Annotated in this window: 17 protein-coding genes and 1 tRNA gene; 14 read left to right on the top strand and 4 right to left on the bottom strand. The window is 60.0% G+C overall.

The window, feature by feature from the left end:
* Nucleotides 1-333 precede the first annotated feature (333 nt).
* Nucleotides 334-1,569, bottom strand: coding sequence for a tyrosine-type recombinase/integrase (locus ACVWVP_RS28035; protein ID WP_122737031.1), 1,236 nt, complete (start codon nt 1,567-1,569; stop codon nt 334-336).
* 167 nt (nt 1,570-1,736) lie between these two features.
* Nucleotides 1,737-1,813 (bottom strand) — tRNA-Arg (locus tag ACVWVP_RS28030).
* 191 nt (nt 1,814-2,004) lie between these two features.
* On the opposite strand from ACVWVP_RS28030, the gene ACVWVP_RS28025 reads away from it, so the two are divergent.
* The 11 genes from ACVWVP_RS28025 to ACVWVP_RS27975 all read left to right on the top strand — a co-directional run bounded on the left by ACVWVP_RS28025 (nt 2,005) and on the right by ACVWVP_RS27975 (nt 10,665).
* Entirely contained in the window at nt 2,005-2,721 is a 717-nt protein-coding gene (locus ACVWVP_RS28025; protein WP_457409238.1) for a Crp/Fnr family transcriptional regulator, read from the top strand.
* 87 nt (nt 2,722-2,808) lie between these two features.
* The gene (locus tag ACVWVP_RS28020) at nt 2,809-3,351 is read left to right on the top strand and encodes an RNA polymerase sigma factor (RefSeq protein WP_176997411.1); all 543 of its coding nucleotides are present in this window, start codon (nt 2,809-2,811) and stop codon (nt 3,349-3,351) included.
* Between the two features lie 103 nt (nt 3,352-3,454).
* Nucleotides 3,455-3,682 (top strand): RebB family R body protein, encoded by a 228-nt coding sequence (locus tag ACVWVP_RS28015; RefSeq protein WP_003187543.1) that lies wholly within the window; start codon nt 3,455-3,457, stop codon nt 3,680-3,682.
* Between the two features lie 18 nt (nt 3,683-3,700).
* Complete coding sequence (locus ACVWVP_RS28010; protein ID WP_259172855.1) at nt 3,701-4,273, top strand: hypothetical protein; 573 nt, start codon at nt 3,701-3,703, stop codon at nt 4,271-4,273.
* 82 nt (nt 4,274-4,355) lie between these two features.
* Nucleotides 4,356-4,982 carry a hypothetical protein gene (locus ACVWVP_RS28005; protein WP_457409235.1) on the top strand — a complete coding sequence of 209 codons (627 nt, stop codon included), beginning with the start codon at nt 4,356-4,358 and terminating at the stop codon, nt 4,980-4,982.
* 40 nt (nt 4,983-5,022) lie between these two features.
* Nucleotides 5,023-5,358: a hypothetical protein gene (locus ACVWVP_RS28000; RefSeq protein WP_457409233.1), complete on the top strand. Its 336-nt coding sequence runs from the start codon at nt 5,023-5,025 to the stop codon at nt 5,356-5,358.
* A gap of 82 nt (nt 5,359-5,440) precedes the next feature.
* The gene (locus ACVWVP_RS27995; protein WP_457409232.1) at nt 5,441-5,755 is read left to right on the top strand and encodes a RebB family R body protein; all 315 of its coding nucleotides are present in this window, start codon (nt 5,441-5,443) and stop codon (nt 5,753-5,755) included.
* A gap of 50 nt (nt 5,756-5,805) precedes the next feature.
* Entirely contained in the window at nt 5,806-6,120 is a 315-nt protein-coding gene (locus ACVWVP_RS27990) for a RebB family R body protein (protein WP_176997406.1), read from the top strand.
* Nucleotides 6,121-6,412: 292 nt separating this feature from the next.
* Nucleotides 6,413-7,855, top strand: a complete 1,443-nt coding sequence (gabD, locus tag ACVWVP_RS27985) for an NADP-dependent succinate-semialdehyde dehydrogenase (RefSeq protein WP_176997405.1) — start codon at nt 6,413-6,415, stop codon at nt 7,853-7,855.
* A 185-nt stretch (nt 7,856-8,040) separates the two neighbouring features.
* Nucleotides 8,041-9,318, top strand: a complete 1,278-nt coding sequence (gene gabT / locus ACVWVP_RS27980; protein WP_259172851.1) for a 4-aminobutyrate--2-oxoglutarate transaminase — start codon at nt 8,041-8,043, stop codon at nt 9,316-9,318.
* Between the two features lie 138 nt (nt 9,319-9,456).
* Nucleotides 9,457-10,665, top strand: a complete 1,209-nt coding sequence (locus ACVWVP_RS27975) for an HDOD domain-containing protein (protein ID WP_457409227.1) — start codon at nt 9,457-9,459, stop codon at nt 10,663-10,665.
* Between the two features lie 264 nt (nt 10,666-10,929).
* On the opposite strand, the gene ACVWVP_RS27970 is transcribed toward ACVWVP_RS27975, so the two are convergent.
* The gene (locus tag ACVWVP_RS27970) at nt 10,930-11,931 is read right to left on the bottom strand and encodes a GGDEF domain-containing protein (protein ID WP_178924330.1); all 1,002 of its coding nucleotides are present in this window, start codon (nt 11,929-11,931) and stop codon (nt 10,930-10,932) included.
* A 188-nt stretch (nt 11,932-12,119) separates the two neighbouring features.
* A complete protein-coding gene (desA, locus tag ACVWVP_RS27965; protein WP_178924332.1) occupies nt 12,120-13,304 on the bottom strand; it encodes a delta-9 fatty acid desaturase DesA in 1,185 nt (394 codons plus the stop codon).
* A 165-nt stretch (nt 13,305-13,469) separates the two neighbouring features.
* On the opposite strand from desA, the gene dibA reads away from it, so the two are divergent.
* From dibA to ACVWVP_RS27950, 3 genes are all read left to right on the top strand, one after another.
* A complete protein-coding gene (dibA, locus tag ACVWVP_RS27960; protein ID WP_457409225.1) occupies nt 13,470-15,386 on the top strand; it encodes a phosphodiesterase DibA in 1,917 nt (638 codons plus the stop codon).
* A gap of 297 nt (nt 15,387-15,683) precedes the next feature.
* Nucleotides 15,684-15,866, top strand: a complete 183-nt coding sequence (gene oscA, locus ACVWVP_RS27955; RefSeq protein WP_010565387.1) for a sulfur starvation response protein OscA — start codon at nt 15,684-15,686, stop codon at nt 15,864-15,866.
* A 74-nt stretch (nt 15,867-15,940) separates the two neighbouring features.
* Nucleotides 15,941-16,951 (top strand): sulfate ABC transporter substrate-binding protein, encoded by a 1,011-nt coding sequence (locus tag ACVWVP_RS27950; RefSeq protein ID WP_016975030.1) that lies wholly within the window; start codon nt 15,941-15,943, stop codon nt 16,949-16,951.
* Nucleotides 16,952-17,094 lie beyond the last annotated feature (143 nt).

Genomic DNA, 17,094 nt, shown 5'->3' with positions numbered 1-17,094 from the left:
CCTACCTTGCCCTACTGGTTTTCTATACAGTTAAAAAACGGAAAGTGAGAAATGAAACCCAGTGAAGTCCCGACGAACGGTAGTCCCCTGAGCCCCTTCTGGTAGTCCGATAACAGCGGCCCCTCCTCAGTGTGAGGCGACCAATAAGAGATGGCCGCCAGAGGTTTTGGGCGCCTTAGACGTAACACACTTTTGACGCGTAACACATGGTGTACGGATCTCTTTTAATACGTGTTACGCAATAAATATTCAATAAAATCAATTGGTTGGTCGGATGCGTAACGTGCGTAACACAAGTAACACCGATTTTTGATGGGTGTGGGGTTGGCGTATTCAGCCCGCCTTTCCAAACTGTCCCTGAATAATGTTGCCATCTACTAGCTCATCCAGATGATCTGCGTACCACTGCATCATCACTCTGCGCTGAGGCAGGTAAACCGCCTTGTTGTACACCCCTGCAATTCCTTCCTTTGCATGAGAGAGCTGAGCCTCAATGTGATTCTCGTCGAAACCCTGCTCATTAAGTATGGTGCTGGCGATATGGCGAAAGCCGTGGCCTGTTTGTCGACCGGCATATCCCAGTCTGCGGAGCGCCATTAGAAAGACGGTGTTACTCCGGGGGATTGTCCTGTCTTTCCTGCCTGGAAATAGGAGAGGGTATGCACCTGTCAGTGTTCGTAACTCAGTGAGCGCTTCGATGGCCTGTCGAGAGAGAGGCACCACATGTTCGCGACGACGTTTCATTCGCTCGGCTGGGATTGTCCATAGCTTTTTGGAGAGATCGATTTCTGACCAGCGCGCTTCTCGGATCTCGCTCGGGCGCGAGGCTAATAAGGAAAGCAAGCGAAGCCCTATACGAACGTCCTTTGCGTGAGGGTAGGAGTTGATCGCTCGAAGTAGCGCAGGCAGTTCTTCAATCGAAACGTGTGCATAGTTTTCAGCGCTACGTGATTGCAGGAATTTGCTGAGACCTTCAAGGGGGTTGTGGACGGCTCGTCCTGTTACGCGGGCCAGGTCATAGATCTCTTTGCAAAAGGCACGAACTCGGCCCATTTGTTCAATGATCCCCTTCTGCTCCATGCCACGTAGAAACTCCATCCATTCCAGGGGCAATATTTCTGTGTACACGCGCTTGCCGAAGACAGGGAACACATGAAGCTCCAGGGCTCCCAGTACTCGTCGGGACGTACCTGCTTCCCAGCTTGTGCGTCTGGCTTCAAACCACTCACGGCCTAACGCCTCAAAAGTGTTGTTGGCAGCAACCTGGTCGGCAACCTTGCGAGCTTGCTTGCTCACCAATGGATTTTTGCCGGTCGATGCGTCTTCCCGCAGTTGAGCTGCTTTCTGTCTCGCCAATGACCCACTGATATCGGGGTAGCCGCCGAGGCCCAGCCACGACCATTTCCCGTCTGGCTTTTTGTAGCGTAGCTCCCAGGATTTTTGCCCGTTAGGTTTCACCCGGAAGTACAGGCCATTCCCGTCCTGTTCACGATACGTAGCGTTCTCAGGCTCCAGGCCTGCAAGGGTGGTGTCTGCTAAGGGGCGGCGTTTGATTTCAGTGCGCTTCACTTCCTGTATGCCTCCAGTTATAGGAATCTCAAAGCATACACGTGGGCATACACGGCGGGAAGTTATAGGGGTAGACAGGGATGGATAGCCAGAAACAAGAAAGCCCGCACGGGGCGGGCTTCTTGGGGTGTTTCGTAGACTGTCTGAGACAGTCCTAGACTGCTATATGGTGCACCCGGCGGGATTCGAACCCACGACCCCTGCCTTCGGAGGGCAGTACTCTATCCAGCTGAGCTACGGATGCTTGTGCGGGCGACATCATACCCATGTCGGTTCAAGGCGTCCACGCCGGTGTTTTGTGTCGCCAATGCTGGCGTTTTCCCTGTATTCACAAGTCCGCCGGTCGAACGTCCCTTTGTTTGCTTTGCTCCGTAGGTGTTAAAGCACCTTTCTGCGCCGCGCGCGCAGCATTTTCCCGTCAGACCAGGTGAACGCATGCATTCCAAAGGAACCGTGATGCTCGATCTCCCGTTGCGACAAACCCTGCTGGCCCGTTCGGATTTGTTTCGGGGTATGCCGGAACACCTGTTGCACCACGTCGCGACCCATATGGTGGAGCGCACGCTGGATGATCGTGAAGTGCTCTATTTCAAGGACGACACCCTCGAATTCATCGCGTTGGTGGTGGACGGGCGGATTTATTCGATGATGCAGGGCCCTGATGGTCGAGAGCAGATTATCGGCAGCGTCGGTGCCGGGCAGGTGGTGGGGGAGACCGCCTTGATCAAGGGACATGGGCGCGAATCGTCGACCTTCGCCAGTGGCCAGACGCGCCTGTTGCAATTGGGCAGCCGGCATTTTGCTGCGTTGTTCGAGGAACCGATATTTCTGTGGCGCCTGCTGATGTTGATGATGGTGCGTCTGCTGCATGTCATCGAGTTGCTTGAGCTGGTGAGCCTGCATCGGCTGGAGTCGCGGCTGGCGCGATTCCTGTTGGCGAACATGGACGACATCGACCTGGCCCTGGCCATGCCCAGTGTGTCCTTGCCGGCCAACCAGGGAGTGCTGGCGTCCATGCTCAACACCAGTCGCCCCAAACTGAACGTGCAACTACAGCTTTGGCGCCGCAGTGGCCTGATCAGCGGCAACTTGGAGCGGATGGTGATTAATGACCTCGAACACCTGCGGCGCAAGGCTTTTTCGTTGAATTAGTGTGTGCTGTGTTCCCCAGGTAACAGCGTTGCTTCGTTGAATCCTCTCAGACTGGCCCCTCATCAAAAATGCAAGGGAGTGCGCGTGATGGGGATGACTTTTGAGTTGAACAAAGCAGCCGTGGCTGACGACCGGTTGTTCGAAGCGAGTTGGCGTTCGGTACAGGGGGAACTCAAGCGCCGGGCCTTGCGCCGGGCTAAGGGCAATCAGGATCAGGGCCAGGAATGGCTGTCCGCTACGGCCATCAAGGCCTTGCTGTTTTTTCGGCGTTCACCGGAGCGTATTCGCGATCCCCAGGGGTTTCTGTTCCTGGTGCTCGACCACGTGTTCTTTGACAGCCTGCGGCGCAGTAAGCGTGAGGGGCGAGTGTTCGATGATTCGGTGGTGCTTGAACACGATCACCTGGCCGAACTCGCCGCCCCCTGTGCCTCGGTGCTAGAGCGCGTGGAATGTTACGAACGCCTGGAACGGATCGAGGCGCACCTGGCGCAGTTACCGGTTTCACAGCAGCGCCTGTTCGAAATGCGTTTCGTGGATGAGTTGCCTTACCCGCAAATCGCTGCCGAGTTGCAGGTGAAACTGCCGCTGGTCCGCAAGCGTGTGCAACTGCTGCGGATTGCCTTGCGCTGAACTTTATTCACAACGGTCGGCGGGGGGCGTTCAAGTTCTATGAGCACACCACGCCGCCATTCAATACGCCCATGTCCGGGTGCATTTCATCAAGGAGAGATGTATGACAGAGGTCAACAGTCAGATCACCGACGCCGTCACCCAAACCAACGTCAAGGTGGTTGCGGAGGCGCCGGCCCAGGCCATCGCGTCGCTGTACCAGGTTGCCAGCAGCGCGGCGGGCTTGTCCTTGCAGAACGCGGTCAACAGCCAGCAGGCCATGAACCAGATCTCCAATGCGGTGATCTCCAAGGCGGTCGCGCTGATCATGCAGATTGGCGAGAAGGGTTGAGCCCTGGGGAGACGAATCATGTCATGGTTCAGCAAGAAGAAACCTGCTGCCGCACCCGCAACCCCCGCCGCCGAAACCCCTGCACCCGCTCCAGCGGCACCGCCTTCGCGCTCGGTCATGGCGCGCATGAACGAACATTTGCTCAACCAGGCCGGCACGCCCTCCACGGACAGCACTGCGGCACTCAATAGCCAGATTGTGCAGGCCGTGCAGTTCACCAATGCGCAGAACGTGGCCTATGCCCCGGCGCAGATCGCCGTCCCCGCCGACATGATGATCAGCCAGGCCGCCGGGTTGGTGGCGCAGTCGGCAGCGGGGTATTTCGACGGGGTCAGCAAGATCGCGCTGGCGGCCCAAGCCGTGCTGCTCCAGCAAATGACCGAGAACATCGTCAAGGAAAACCTGCCGGCCGCTGCCGAGGATGCGCTGGGTGCGCTGGCGACCGACCTGCTGGTGGGCGCCGCCGCCGCTGTGGCTGCCGCTGCCGGGGCGATGGAGGCCGAGGCCGCCAGTGTGGCCATCGACAAGATCGACCAGAGCATCGCCAAGTACGCCGACACCCTGGCCAATCGGGCTGCGCCAGCGGCCTGAACCGAGCACGACGTTCCAGAGCCCTTCTGGAACGCGGCAACAGCAACCTGAACGTAACTTTTCTTGAGTGAGGAGCGACATCATGCAGCCTGGAGATATCATTTTCTCGGTGAAACAAGACGACGACAGCGCCACACGTGCGTTTATCAAAGCTGGCCAGCTGGTCAAGGCCACGGTGTTTTCTCAAGACACGTGCTACCTGAATGTCGTCCATCCTGCGATTGCGGTGAGTGACACACTGGTGGTTGAAAGTGTCGGCAGTGGCCTGACCTTGACCGATTTGAGCCTGGAAAAACCTCCGCGTTCGGCTATGGTTTTTTCCTGTGTGAATGAAGCATTGGGCGAAGCCGCCGCGTTGGCCGCCAAGCAGTTCTATTTCGACAAGATAGGTGGCGATATTCGCGGTCGCTACAGCGTGTGGACCGCCATGATCTCGGCTTTTCGGCGCTGGAGTTCCGATACCAGCCTGGTGACGCGAATCAACGAGTCGGTCGACATTGGCAGTGGCTCGTTTTGCTCACAATTCGCAGCCAACTGCTATGAAGTGGGCAATCTTTACAACGCTGCCAATCTGGTCCCACCGCCGTCGGCAATCTTCAATCAACAGCCTTCAGCCATCACGCCAGCAGAATTGGCGACGTTCTGCGATGCCTCATCACTGTTCTACTTCGCCGGCTTCTGGCAAGACAACGTCGAGGTGCGGCTTTAGCGGCCTCGCTGCCGGTAAAGCATCGAACCAGGAGGTTCACATGGCTCCCCCTATGCAACCGCCAGTACTGTCCGCTGCCGATCGGCTGCGACTCGAAGCGTTGATTCGCAACCCGCAAACCTTCGCCGGCACCTCCCAGGCCGTCGTGGATGAAACGCTCAAGCGTGCAGCCCAGGTGCTTGAGCAGTCCAAAGTCAACGAGCAAGCGTTAAGGGTGGCCGCCGAGCAACGTGAAGCGGCGGTGCGCCAGGTGCTTGATGGCGCGGTGGCGGACAGTGAGACACAGATCGCGCGCAAGCGTCAGGAAGTGCAGGCGCTGATCCAGGGGCTGATCGTGCAGATCGAGGCGATCCTGGACCCTGCGCCGAAACCCTAGCCTGCAAGGCTTCACAGCGGTTGTTTTACAACGTTCATTCATGAACACGGAATGCACCGTGTATTAAATAAGGAAATTGATCATGTCATTCGTCAACGAGCAAATTACCGACGCCGTTACCCAGACCAACGTCAAAGTGGTGGCCGAATCGCCAGCGATGGCGATGAGCACCATCTACCAGTCGATGGGCCAGGCCACCGCGATCCTGTTCCAGAACGCCGTTTCAGCGCAGCAGCAGCAAAATACCCTGGCCCAGGCCGCGACCAACCAGGGCGTGATGCAGATCTACAGCGTCGACACTACCGCGGGCGCCGCGGCTACCGAGAAAGTCGCCCAGGGTGGCGTCTCGGACAACCTCACCAGCCTGCTGACGGTGCTCAAGTCATTCCAGCCTTGATCCCTGAGCACTAACGGATGTTGTTCTTTCTTAATCCAGGAGTTCCAACCATGAGTGCAGTCAGTCAGCAAATCACCGATGCCGTCACCCAGACCAACGTCAAGGTCGTCGCCGAATCGCCAGCGATGGCCATGAGCACGATTTATCAGTCCATGGGCCAGGCCACGGCGATTCTGTTCCAGAACGCGGTTTCGGCCCAGCAACAGCAAAACACCCTGGCCCAGGCCGCGACCAACCAGGGCGTGATGCAGATCTACAGCGTCGACACCACCGCGGGTGCCGCCGCTACCGAGAAAGTCGCCCAGGGCGGCGTGGCCGACAACCTGACCAGCCTGTTGACCATCCTCAAATCGTTCCAGTCTTAATCCGCAGGTCCCCCAGCACCCCCGTCGCCCACCCGCGCCGGGGGTGTTGTCGTTTGTACGTTGATCCGAAAGCTTGGGCAAAAGCGCCGTTTTCGTTCTTTTTTTCGAACAGACTATTGCCCTGCACCCCCATTGATCCTAGGATTCGTTTGAGATTTCAAACGCTCTGTCTCCCGTGCGCCTTTCACTTTTTCGCGCGCTGGGGCTGATTTCCCTGACGGCAGCCCACAAGGCGCCTTTCAACAACTCTAATTCGCTCCGCGTGCGCGCGGTGCTGTTAAGGAAAGCCGACATGCAGCTTAAAGATGCCCAGTTGTTCCGCCAGCAAGCCTTTATCGATGGCGCTTGGGTCGATGCGGACAACGGTCAGACCATCAAGGTCAACAACCCTGCCACAGGCGAAATTCTCGGCACCGTGCCGAAGATGGGCGCCGCTGAAACCCGCCGCGCCATCGAAGCCGCCGACAAGGCCCTGCCGGCCTGGCGCGCACTGACCGCCAAGGAGCGCGCCAACAAGCTGCGCCGTTGGTTCGAACTGCTGATCGAAAACCAGGACGACCTCGGTCGCCTGATGACCCTCGAGCAAGGCAAGCCGCTGGCCGAAGCCAAGGGCGAAATCGCCTACGCGGCTTCTTTCATCGAGTGGTTCGCCGAAGAAGCCAAGCGCATCTACGGTGACGTGATTCCCGGCCACCAGCCTGACAAGCGCCTGATCGTGATCAAGCAGCCGATCGGCGTGACCGCAGCGATCACCCCGTGGAACTTCCCGGCCGCGATGATCACCCGTAAAGCCGGCCCGGCCCTGGCCGCCGGTTGCACCATGGTCATCAAGCCCGCCTCGCAAACCCCGTTCTCGGCCCTGGCCCTGGTTGAACTGGCGCACCGTGCCGGTATCCCGAAAGGCGTGCTGAGCGTGGTCACCGGCAGCGCCGGCGACATCGGCGGCGAGCTGACAGGCAACCCGATCGTGCGCAAGTTGTCCTTCACCGGCTCGACCGAAATTGGCCGCCAGTTGATGGCCGAATGCGCCAAGGACATCAAGAAAGTCTCCCTGGAGCTGGGCGGTAACGCACCGTTCATCGTGTTCGACGACGCCGACCTGGATAAGGCCGTCGAAGGCGCGATCATCTCCAAGTACCGCAACAACGGCCAGACCTGCGTCTGCGCCAACCGCCTGTACATCCAGGACTCGGTGTACGACGCGTTCGCTGAAAAACTCAAGGTGGCGGTGGCCAAGCTCAAGATCGGCAACGGCCTGGAAGAAGGCACCACCACTGGCCCGCTGATCGACGAAAAAGCCGTGGCCAAGGTGCAGGAACACATTGCCGACGCCCTGAAAAAAGGCGCCACGCTGCTGGCCGGTGGCAAGGTGATGGAAGGCAACTTCTTCGAGCCGACCATCCTCACCAACGTGCCGAAAGACGCCGCCGTTGCCAAGGAAGAAACCTTCGGCCCGTTGGCACCGCTGTTCCGTTTCAAAGACGAAGCCGAAGTGATCGCGATGTCCAATGACACCGAGTTCGGCCTGGCTTCCTACTTCTATGCCCGCGACCTGGGCCGTGTGTTCCGCGTGGCTGAAGCCCTGGAATACGGCATGGTCGGCGTGAATACCGGGTTGATCTCCAACGAAGTGGCGCCGTTCGGCGGCATCAAGGCTTCGGGCCTGGGCCGTGAAGGCTCCAAGTACGGGATCGAGGACTACCTGGAAATCAAATACCTCTGCCTGGGCATCTGATCGCCCCGGCAAGAGCTTGCAGTAAACGCAGAGGGCACGAGAGCGCTGACCCTTTGCGTGTTTCAAGACGTTATTCGTAGTGGCCGGGAAAGCTGTGGCAGTCGATCATCGCATGCTGCCGCAGTTTCCTCCCCGCCACGTATTCCTTGGACCACGCCACCCGATGAGTGGCGAATGAGGACTTTATGAGCAAGACCAACGCATCCCTGATGAAACGCCGCGAAGCCGCAGTACCACGCGGTGTTGGCCAGATTCACCCGATCTTCGCCGAATCCGCGAAGAACGCCACCGTGACCGACGTTGAAGGTCGCGAGTTCATCGACTTCGCCGGCGGTATCGCCGTGCTGAACACTGGCCACGTGCACCCGAAAATCATCGCGGCCGTGACCGAGCAACTGAACAAGCTGACTCACACCTGCTTCCAGGTACTGGCCTACGAGCCTTACGTGGAACTGTGCGAAAAAGTGAACGCCAAGGTCCCAGGTGATTTCGCCAAGAAAACCCTGCTGGTCACCACCGGTTCTGAAGCCGTTGAAAACGCCGTGAAAATCGCCCGCGCTGCCACTGGCCGTGCTGGCGTGATCGCGTTCACTGGCGCTTACCACGGCCGCACCATGATGACCCTGGGCCTCACCGGTAAAGTCGTGCCGTACTCGGCCGGCATGGGCCTGATGCCCGGCGGCGTGTTCCGCGCGCTGTACCCGAACGAACTGCACGGTGTGAGCGACGACGACGCTATTGCCAGCATCGAGCGCATCTTCAAGAACGATGCCGAGCCGCGTGATATCGCTGCCATCATCATCGAGCCCGTGCAGGGTGAAGGCGGTTTCTACGTCGCGCCAAAATCCTTCATGAAGCGTCTGCGTGAACTGTGCGACAAGCACGGCATCCTGCTGATCGCCGACGAAGTGCAAACCGGTGCCGGCCGTACCGGTACCTTCTTCGCCATGGAACAGATGGGCGTTGCCGCCGACCTGACCACCTTCGCCAAATCCATCGCGGGCGGCTTCCCGTTGGCCGGTGTGTGCGGCAAGGCTGAGTACATGGACGCCATCGCACCCGGCGGCCTGGGTGGCACCTACGCCGGTAGCCCGATCGCTTGCGCCGCGGCCCTGGCCGTGATGGAAGTGTTCGAAGAAGAGCACCTGCTGGACCGCTGCAAGGCTGTCGGCGAGCGCCTGGTCACCGGTCTGAAAGCGATCCAGGCCAAGTACCCGGTCATCGGTGAAGTGCGTGCCCTGGGCGCGATGATCGCGGTCGAGCTGTTCGACGATGGCGACACCCACAAGCCAAACGCTGCCGCCGTTGCCTCCGTGGTGGCCAAGGCGCGTGACAAGGGCCTGATCCTGCTGAGCTGCGGCACCTACGGCAACGTGTTGCGCGTCCTGGTTCCGCTGACCTCGCCGGACGAGCAACTGGACAAAGGCTTGGCGATCATCGAAGAGTGCTTCTCCGAGCTGTAAGCCGAAGTTGACCTGATCGACAGAAAAAACCCGCTTCGGCGGGTTTTTTTATGCCCATTGCCGCACATTCAGGCCGTGTTCATTGTACGTAGGCGCCTTGATTGTCTAAGGTGCAAGCATTGCCGATGGAGCGTGCGGATGACTGCTGTTGATTTGCCAGCTGTACCCCGAGTGTTGATTGCCGAGGCGGACCCTTGGTCGCGGGATCTGCTCAAGCAAGTGTTATTGAATGTGCGCTGCGACGCGCGGCTGGATGTGTGTGCCGATGGGCACGAGGCCGCCACGTTGTTGCGAGACAAACCCTACGATCTGATCCTGGCGGATTGGGAATTGCCGGGCATCGATGGCCTGAGCCTGCTGCGCAACGTGCGCCAGAAGCGCCGCTCGCCGGCCCTGCCGTTCATTCTGCTGAGCAGTCGCAATGACAGTGCCAGCGTACGGGAAGCCCTGCCCCTGGCGCCGACCGCCTACCTGACCAAACCCCTGAACATGGAAGGCCTGACCCAGCGCCTGCAGGACCTGCTGCTCAATGAAGGCGAGAGCGTGTACTGCGAGATTCCGCCGCTGGCGCCGGGCATGACCTTGCCAGTGTTCCTGGAGCGCCGCCGCGAAACCTGCGACGGCGCGCCCTTGCGGGTCGACGTGAAAGCCGCCGTGCAGCACAGCCTGGGCGCTGATGGCCTGGACCTCAAGCGCCTGGAAGATCGGGTGCGCATGGACCCGCAAATCACCGCCGTACTGATCGCCGCCGCCAACAGCGCCGGTCATCACGGCACACCGGTGCAGACCTTGCCTGCTGCGCTGCACAAACTGGTGGCGGGGCAGAGCATGAACCTGATCCTCGGCCTGGCGCTCAAGCACAACGTGGTGCTGGGTGATCCGGCTTTGGTGGCCTATGCCGAGCGTCACTGGCAATTGTCCCAGGACACTGCCGACTATGCCCGCCGCCTGGCGCGCATGCTGGAGCTGGACCATGAGCGCTGCTACAGCGCGGGTATCCTGCACCGGCTGGGCGACTTGGCGTTGCTGCGTTGCCTGGAAGATTGGCGCCAGGGTGGCGGCGTGTTGGATGACGAGATGATTGGTGAATCCCTCTACACCTTTGGCGCGGCCTACGGCTCGGCGTTGCGAGCGCGTTGGCGCCTGCCGTTGGAGCTGCGTCAGCTGATCGCGGCGATTTACTCATTGGAAGGCGGCGTGTACGCCCGGGATGCGCTGGTGGTGAACCTGGCGGCGCAGATGGCGCGCTTGACCGAGCATGAGGGGCTGGAAGAGCTGGCCAAGAGCAAGACCGCACGATTGCTCAAGGTGGGTCTATCGGAACTCACCCGCGTACGTAATTCCTGAAAAACACACAGCCTTTGTAGGCGCTGGCTTGCCAGCGATAGCAATCAATCAGACAAAACATTGCGCACTGACCCACCGCTATCGCCGGCAAGCCGGCCCCTACGGATATACAAGGGCCTGGAGGACGACAAAATCCAAATGTGGGAGCGGGCTTGCTCGCGAAGGCGTCGTGTCAGCTGCGACTTGTGTCGCTGACCCACCGCCTTCGCGAGCAAGCCCGCTCCCACATCGGATACTCAGTGCTGGCGCTTACCGTGTCCGGCTTTAGCCCGCGACTACGCGATTCTTGCCTAGGCGCTTGGCCTCGTACATGGCCGCATCGGCTCGTGCGAACAGGCTGTCGAGGGTCGAGTCCTCTTCGCTGAGGCTGGCCAGACCCTGGCTGACGGTCACGGTAAACGCCTGTCCCTCGTAGCTGAAGGTCAGCGCCTGGATCTCGTTGCCCAGCCGCTCTGCCACCTGCAACGCCATGTCCGGCGCACAACCGGGCAGCACGGCCGCGAACTCTTCGCCACCAATGCGCCCGAACAGATCGCCACGACGTAAAACGCCCCGGCCGCTCTCGGCGATACGGCGCAACACCTGATCGCCCTCCAGATGGCCGTAGGAGTCGTTGATGTCCTTGAAGTCATCAATGTCCAGCAACAGGAAGGCCAGCGGGGCGCCCTGGGCGCAGGCGCTGTCGAACGCCTGGTTGGCACATTCGAAGAAGTGCCGGCGGTTGCTGCTTTGTGTCAGTACATCGGTGGTGGCCAGGCGGTGCAATTCAAGCTCAAGCTGTTTCTTTTCGGTGATGTCTTCGGCCATCCCCACCACGATCACCGGTTCGCCGGGTTCTACCTGCTGGTTGATGTAGCACTTGTCGCTCAACCAGCGGATCTGCCCGTCGGCGGTGATGATGCGGTACTCGCGGTCTTCCACACTGCCGTGTTCGAGCACGCGGGCCAGGCTGTGTTCGGCGTAATCGAGGTCTTCAGGGTGGATGCTGTTGCGCCATTCCCGATGGTCGGCCAGCAGCAGGCCTGCTGAACGGCCAAATACCCGTTCATAGGCCGGGCTCACATACAGCACCCGGCGCGTCGCCCAATCGATGGCCCACAGTACCGCGTTCACACTGACCAGCAGCGAACTGAGCAGTTGTTCGCGCTCGCTCAGGCGCTCGACCTCGCCTTGGGCATGCATCAATGCCAGCAGGGTGGCCGCCGCTGCCGGGCGAGGGGGCTCGGCGGTGGGGGTGTCGGGCAGGTAAGGCTTTTCGGGGACCATCGGCACAACTCTCTCTGGGCGCGCCGCAGGAATGAACAGCGGTCACTACAAGGGGCCACCATGATGGCGAAGTGTTCTTTGAGAGAGGGGAATTGCGGTGAAGTTCCGTGATTGGCATGGATTGCCCGTGCCCGGAAAATGACGCCAAAAAGAGGATGTGTGGGAGGGCGAACCCTCCCACATCACGCTTACACTGCTGCTGGACGCAGGGAGTAGGTCTTCAACTGATGAGCAAAATCGCGCAAGGATTGGATGCCGCTGGCCTCGGCCTCGTGTACCCATTCCTTGATCGCGGCCAGCATGTCGTGGCCATTGGTGCTGGTCTTGAGCCAGATCTGTTGCAGCGCCAGGCGCTTCTCGTAGATCACCGTCAGGGCATGGCTGTGTTCCAGCAGGCTCTGGATGCGCACGTGATGGCGGTCATCCAGCAGGCTGGTTTCACGCGACAGCAATCGCTTGGCCCGGTGGAACTGGTGGCGTACCGAATGATCGACTTTCTCCAGCTCCTGCTTGACCAGCGGTCCGATCACCAACTTGCGGTACTGGGCCATGATCTGGAAGCGGTTGTTGAGGATCGCCATGGCAGTGTCCATGTCCAGGTGGCCCTTGCCTTCCACGCGGTGGGCAATGGGAGCAACACGCTGCACCTTGGCCAAGCGCAGGAAGCTGAACACCTTGATCCACGCCCAGCCCAGGTCGAACTCCCATTTCTTCACCGACAGCTTGGCGGAGTTGGGGTAGGTGTGGTGGTTATTGTGCAGCTCTTCGCCGCCGACGATGATGCCCCACGGCACCAGGTTGGTGGCGGCATCACGGCATTCGAAGTTGCGGTAGCCCACGGCATGGCCCAGGCCGTTGATCACGCCGGCGGCCCAGAACGGGATCCACATCATCTGGATCGCCCAGATGGTGATACCGATGGTGCCGAACAGCAGCAGGTCGATCACGGCCATGATCGCCACGCCCAGCAGCGGGTAGGGCGTGTAGAGGTTGCGTTCGATCCAGTCGTCCGGGCAGTTCTTGCCGTAGATGCGCAGGGTTTCGGGGTTCTCGGCTTCGGCGCGGTACAGCTCGGCGCCTTTGCGCAACACCGTCGACAGGCCCTTGATGACCGGGCTGTGCGGGTCATCGACGGTTTCGCATTTGGCGTGGTGCTTGCGGTGGATGGCGGTCCACTCGCGGGTGTTCTGCGCCGTGGTCAGCCACAGCCAGAAGCGGAAGAAGTGTTTCAGCCCACCATTGAGCTCCAGGGAGCGGTGCGCTGAATAACGGTGCAGATAGACCGTGACCCCAACAATGGTCACGTGGGTCATCAACAGCGTGACTGCCACCAGTTGCCAGGCTGACAGGTCAAGAAAACCGTTGTACCACATAGGCTGTATGGCCCTCAGATAAAGAAAAAAACAGCTCACGCATTATCACTAAGCCTACAGAGAAAACCAGCCGCCCTTTCAGATAGGAGTGACTGGATGTTTCTTATTCTATAATCCGCAGCCTTTGTAGGGCGATTCTGTTTTTTGGTAAGGATTACTGACCATATGCTGTTTTCATACCGAGGTGCCCTGCGTGCGGGGCTGGTATACCTGTTGGTGTCCATTGCATGGCTCCAGCTCAGCAACCACCTATTAATCAACTTTCTCGATGAGCCTGGGGAGTTGGGGCGCTGGCTGCAGGTGCGCGGCTATGTGTGGGTGGCCTTCAGCGCGCTGGCTATCTACCTGATTTGCTTGCGATTTGCCCGCACCCACCAGTTGCAGCAGCCCTTGAAAGAGAACCGCGAGCGCTTGCGCCAGGCGGCCGCCGTGTTCGACTGCACCCGTGAAGGTGTGCTGGTCACCGATGCCAAGGGACAGATCGTGCACGTCAACCGGGCGTTCATGGAGATCACCGGCTACAGCCGCGAAGATGTCATGGGCCAGCAGCCAAGCCTGTTCAAGTCGGGGCGCCATTCGTCGAATTTTTATCAACAGATGTTCCAGACCCTGGCGCGCAACGGCGAGTGGAGCGGCGAAATCTGGAACCGGCGCAAAAGCGGCGAGATTTATCCACAGTGGCAGACCATTCGCGTGATCCACGACGATCAGGGCCAGGTCAGCCACTATGTCGCGGTGTTTTCCGACATCAGCGCCATCAAGGACTCCGAGCACGAACTGGCTCACCTGGCCCACCACGACCCGCTCACCGACCTGCCCAACCGCCTGCTGTTCACCGACCGCGCCGAACAGGCGCTGGCCTCCGCCCAGGCTCACAAGCGCGGCTGCGCCCTGCTGCTGCTGGACCTGGACCACTTCAAGATCATCAACGACAGCCTTGGCCACAACGTCGGCGACCAGTTGCTCAAGGTGGTAGGTGAGCGCCTCAAGGGGCTGTTCGGCCCCGGCGTGACCCTGGCGCGCCTGGGCGGCGATGAGTTCGCGGTGCTTGCCGAAAGTTGTCCACAGGTGGTGCAGGCGGCGGCACTGGCCCAGCGCATGCTGGATGCGATGAAGCAGCCGTTCATCTTCGACGGGCACCAACTGTTTATCAGCGCCAGTATTGGCATCAGCCTGTTCCCCAGTGATGCCCTGAGCGCCGAACAATTGCTGCGTAATGCCGACTCGGCGCTGTTCAAGGCCAAGAGCGCGGGACGCGAAGGCTATGCCTTGTACACCGAAGAGCTGACGGCTCACGCCCAGCACCGCGTGGAAATCGCCAGCGAATTGCGCCGCGCCCTCGACCAGCAGGAGTTGCGCGTCTATTACCAACCTGTGCATGACTTGTACGGCAGTCGCCTGATCGGCGTGGAAGCGCTGGTGCGTTGGCAACACCCGGAGCGCGGCCTGGTGCCCCCGGGCGAGTTCATCCCGATTGCCGAGCGCACCGGGCTGATCGCCGACATCGATGCCTGGGTGATGGACCAGGCCTGTCGCCAGATGTGCCAATGGCTGGCGGAGGGCGTGCCGTTGAGCTTCATTGCCGTGAATGTCTCCAGCCGCCTGTTTGCCCGGCGCGAGCTGTATGAGCAGGTCGCCCAGGTGTTGCACGACACGGGGCTGGACCCTGCCTTCCTGGAGCTGGAGGTGACCGAAAGCGCCGTCATGGACGACCCGGAAGTGGCCCTTGAGCAATTGCACCGTTTGCGTGAACTGGGCCTGCGCCTGGCCATCGACGACTTTGGCACCGGCTATTCCTCGCTGTTGCGCCTCAAGCGCCTGCCCGTTCAGAAGCTCAAGATCGACCAGGGTTTCGTCGCCGGGTTGCCGTGGGACGAAGACGACGCCGCGATCGTGCGCGTGGTCATCGCCCTGGCTAAAAGCATGGGCATGCAGGTGCATGCCGAAGGCATCGAGCAACGGGAGCAGGCGCAGTTTCTGCTGGACCATGATTGCGACATGGGGCAGGGGTATTGGTTTGGAAGGCCGGTGCCGGCAGGTGAAATGGATTGGGACAGGGCTCCCCCGATCCGACAGGCATAACGCCGTCAATGTGGGAGCCGGGCTTGCCCGCGATGGCGGTCTTACATTCAAAATAGTGGGTGGCTGACACGCCGTCATCGCGGGCAAGCCCGGCTCCCACAGGGTTTCGTAGCGCCCTTGCAGCAGTATTTCGAAGCCGAAAACTCTCGCAACCCCACGTCCCGCCAGAAAATTCTTTCTGGTTATATAAACATTCTTAAATAGTATTTTTAAGAATATCCGCGCTTATCTACTATCGCCCTCACGCCACAAGCAGTGCCGCCACTGCGAGGCACTATTCATTTCAGGAGCGAGACCATGAGCGCATCTCTACGTAGCGTCGACGGCCAGGACGAAGCAGCCATTTTGCGTGAGATCCAGAGCGCGTTGCGCGACCTGCGGTTTGGCGCGGTGGAAATCACGGTGCACAACGCCCAAGTGGTACAGATCGAACGCAAAGAAAAATTCCGTCTGCAGAACCCGGGCAACAAACCGGCGTAAGCAGCCACGGCGATTCGCATGCTAGACCCGCAACTATAAGAAAAAGCCAACACCCAGAATTTTCAGGAGCTTCTATGTCGTCGATTCGCCGTTACGCCCTGGCCGCCCTGGCCAGCGCCGTGTTTGCAGGTTCCGCCGTTGCCAAGGACTACGAGTTGCTCAACGTCTCGTACGACCCTACCCGTGAGCTGTACCAGGACTACAACGCTGAGTTCACCAACTTCTGGAAGCAGTCCCACCCCGGTGACAACGTCAAGATCCAGCAATCCCACGGTGGCTCGGGCAAACAAGGCCGTGCCGTGATCGACGGCCTGCGCGCCGACGTCGTGACCCTGGCCCTGGCCGGCGACATCGACGAAATCGCCAAGCTGGGCAAGACCCTGCCGGAAAACTGGCAGACTCGCTTGCCGGACGCCAGCACCCCGTACACCTCGACCATCGTGTTCCTGGTACGCAAGGGCAACCCTAAAGGCATCAAGGATTGGGGCGACCTGATCAAGAAAGACGTCTCGGTGATCACCCCGAACCCGAAAACCTCCGGCGGTGCGCGCTGGAACTTCCTCGCCGCCTGGGCCTACGGCCTGAAAGCCGGTGGCAGCGAAGCCAAGGCCCAAGAGTACGTGAAAGAGCTGTTCAAGCACGTGCCTGTGCTGGACACCGGCGCTCGTGGTTCGACCATCACCTTCGTCAACAACGGTCAGGGCGACGTGTTGCTGGCTTGGGAAAACGAAGCCTTCCTGGCCCTGAAAGAAGACGGCGGCGCCGACAAGTTCGACATCGTCGTGCCATCCCTGTCGATCCTCGCCGAGCCACCGGTTGCCGTGGTCGACAAGAATGCCGAGAAAAAGGGCAACACCGAGATCGCGACTGAATACCTGAAGCACCTGTACAGCCCGGCTGGCCAGGAGATTGCGGCGAAGAACTTCTACCGCCCACGCGATGCGAAAGTAGCCGCCAAATACGCCCAGCAGTTCCCGAAACTGGACCTGGTGACTATCGACAAAGACTTCGGCGGCTGGAAGACTGCCCAACCGAAATTCTTTAACGACGGCGGCGTGTTCGACCAGATCTACACCGCACAGTAAACGCATGCCCCTGTAGGCGCTGGCTTGTTGTGGGGGGGGGGGGGGGGGCCCCCCCCCCCCCCCCCCCCCCCCCCCCGGGGCGGCGGTGTATGTGGGGGGGTTCTATGGTCGAAAACCCCCCCCGCGCGAAAAAAATTATGGGG

The organism is Pseudomonas sp. TE24901, from assembly GCF_054058375.1.
This window is presented reverse-complemented; position numbering and strand designations above follow the sequence as displayed.

Bases quoted from the DNA above. Each gene is read 5' to 3' on its own strand.
- ACVWVP_RS28025 (WP_457409238.1), top strand. From the start codon at position 2,005: ATGCATTCCAAAGGAACCGTGATGCTCGATCTCCCGTTGCGACAAACC.
- ACVWVP_RS28020 (WP_176997411.1), top strand. From the start codon at position 2,809: ATGGGGATGACTTTTGAGTTGAACAAAGCAGCCGTGGCTGACGACCGG.
- ACVWVP_RS28015 (WP_003187543.1), top strand. From the start codon at position 3,455: ATGACAGAGGTCAACAGTCAGATCACCGACGCCGTCACCCAAACCAAC.
- ACVWVP_RS28010 (WP_259172855.1), top strand. From the start codon at position 3,701: ATGTCATGGTTCAGCAAGAAGAAACCTGCTGCCGCACCCGCAACCCCC.
- ACVWVP_RS28005 (WP_457409235.1), top strand. From the start codon at position 4,356: ATGCAGCCTGGAGATATCATTTTCTCGGTGAAACAAGACGACGACAGC.
- ACVWVP_RS28000 (WP_457409233.1), top strand. From the start codon at position 5,023: ATGGCTCCCCCTATGCAACCGCCAGTACTGTCCGCTGCCGATCGGCTG.
- ACVWVP_RS27995 (WP_457409232.1), top strand. From the start codon at position 5,441: ATGTCATTCGTCAACGAGCAAATTACCGACGCCGTTACCCAGACCAAC.
- ACVWVP_RS27990 (WP_176997406.1), top strand. From the start codon at position 5,806: ATGAGTGCAGTCAGTCAGCAAATCACCGATGCCGTCACCCAGACCAAC.
- gabD (WP_176997405.1), top strand. From the start codon at position 6,413: ATGCAGCTTAAAGATGCCCAGTTGTTCCGCCAGCAAGCCTTTATCGAT.
- gabT (WP_259172851.1), top strand. From the start codon at position 8,041: ATGAGCAAGACCAACGCATCCCTGATGAAACGCCGCGAAGCCGCAGTA.
- ACVWVP_RS27975 (WP_457409227.1), top strand. From the start codon at position 9,457: ATGACTGCTGTTGATTTGCCAGCTGTACCCCGAGTGTTGATTGCCGAG.
- ACVWVP_RS27970 (WP_178924330.1), bottom strand. From the start codon at position 11,931: ATGGTCCCCGAAAAGCCTTACCTGCCCGACACCCCCACCGCCGAGCCC.
- desA (WP_178924332.1), bottom strand. From the start codon at position 13,304: ATGTGGTACAACGGTTTTCTTGACCTGTCAGCCTGGCAACTGGTGGCA.
- dibA (WP_457409225.1), top strand. From the start codon at position 13,470: ATGCTGTTTTCATACCGAGGTGCCCTGCGTGCGGGGCTGGTATACCTG.
- oscA (WP_010565387.1), top strand. From the start codon at position 15,684: ATGAGCGCATCTCTACGTAGCGTCGACGGCCAGGACGAAGCAGCCATT.
- ACVWVP_RS27950 (WP_016975030.1), top strand. From the start codon at position 15,941: ATGTCGTCGATTCGCCGTTACGCCCTGGCCGCCCTGGCCAGCGCCGTG.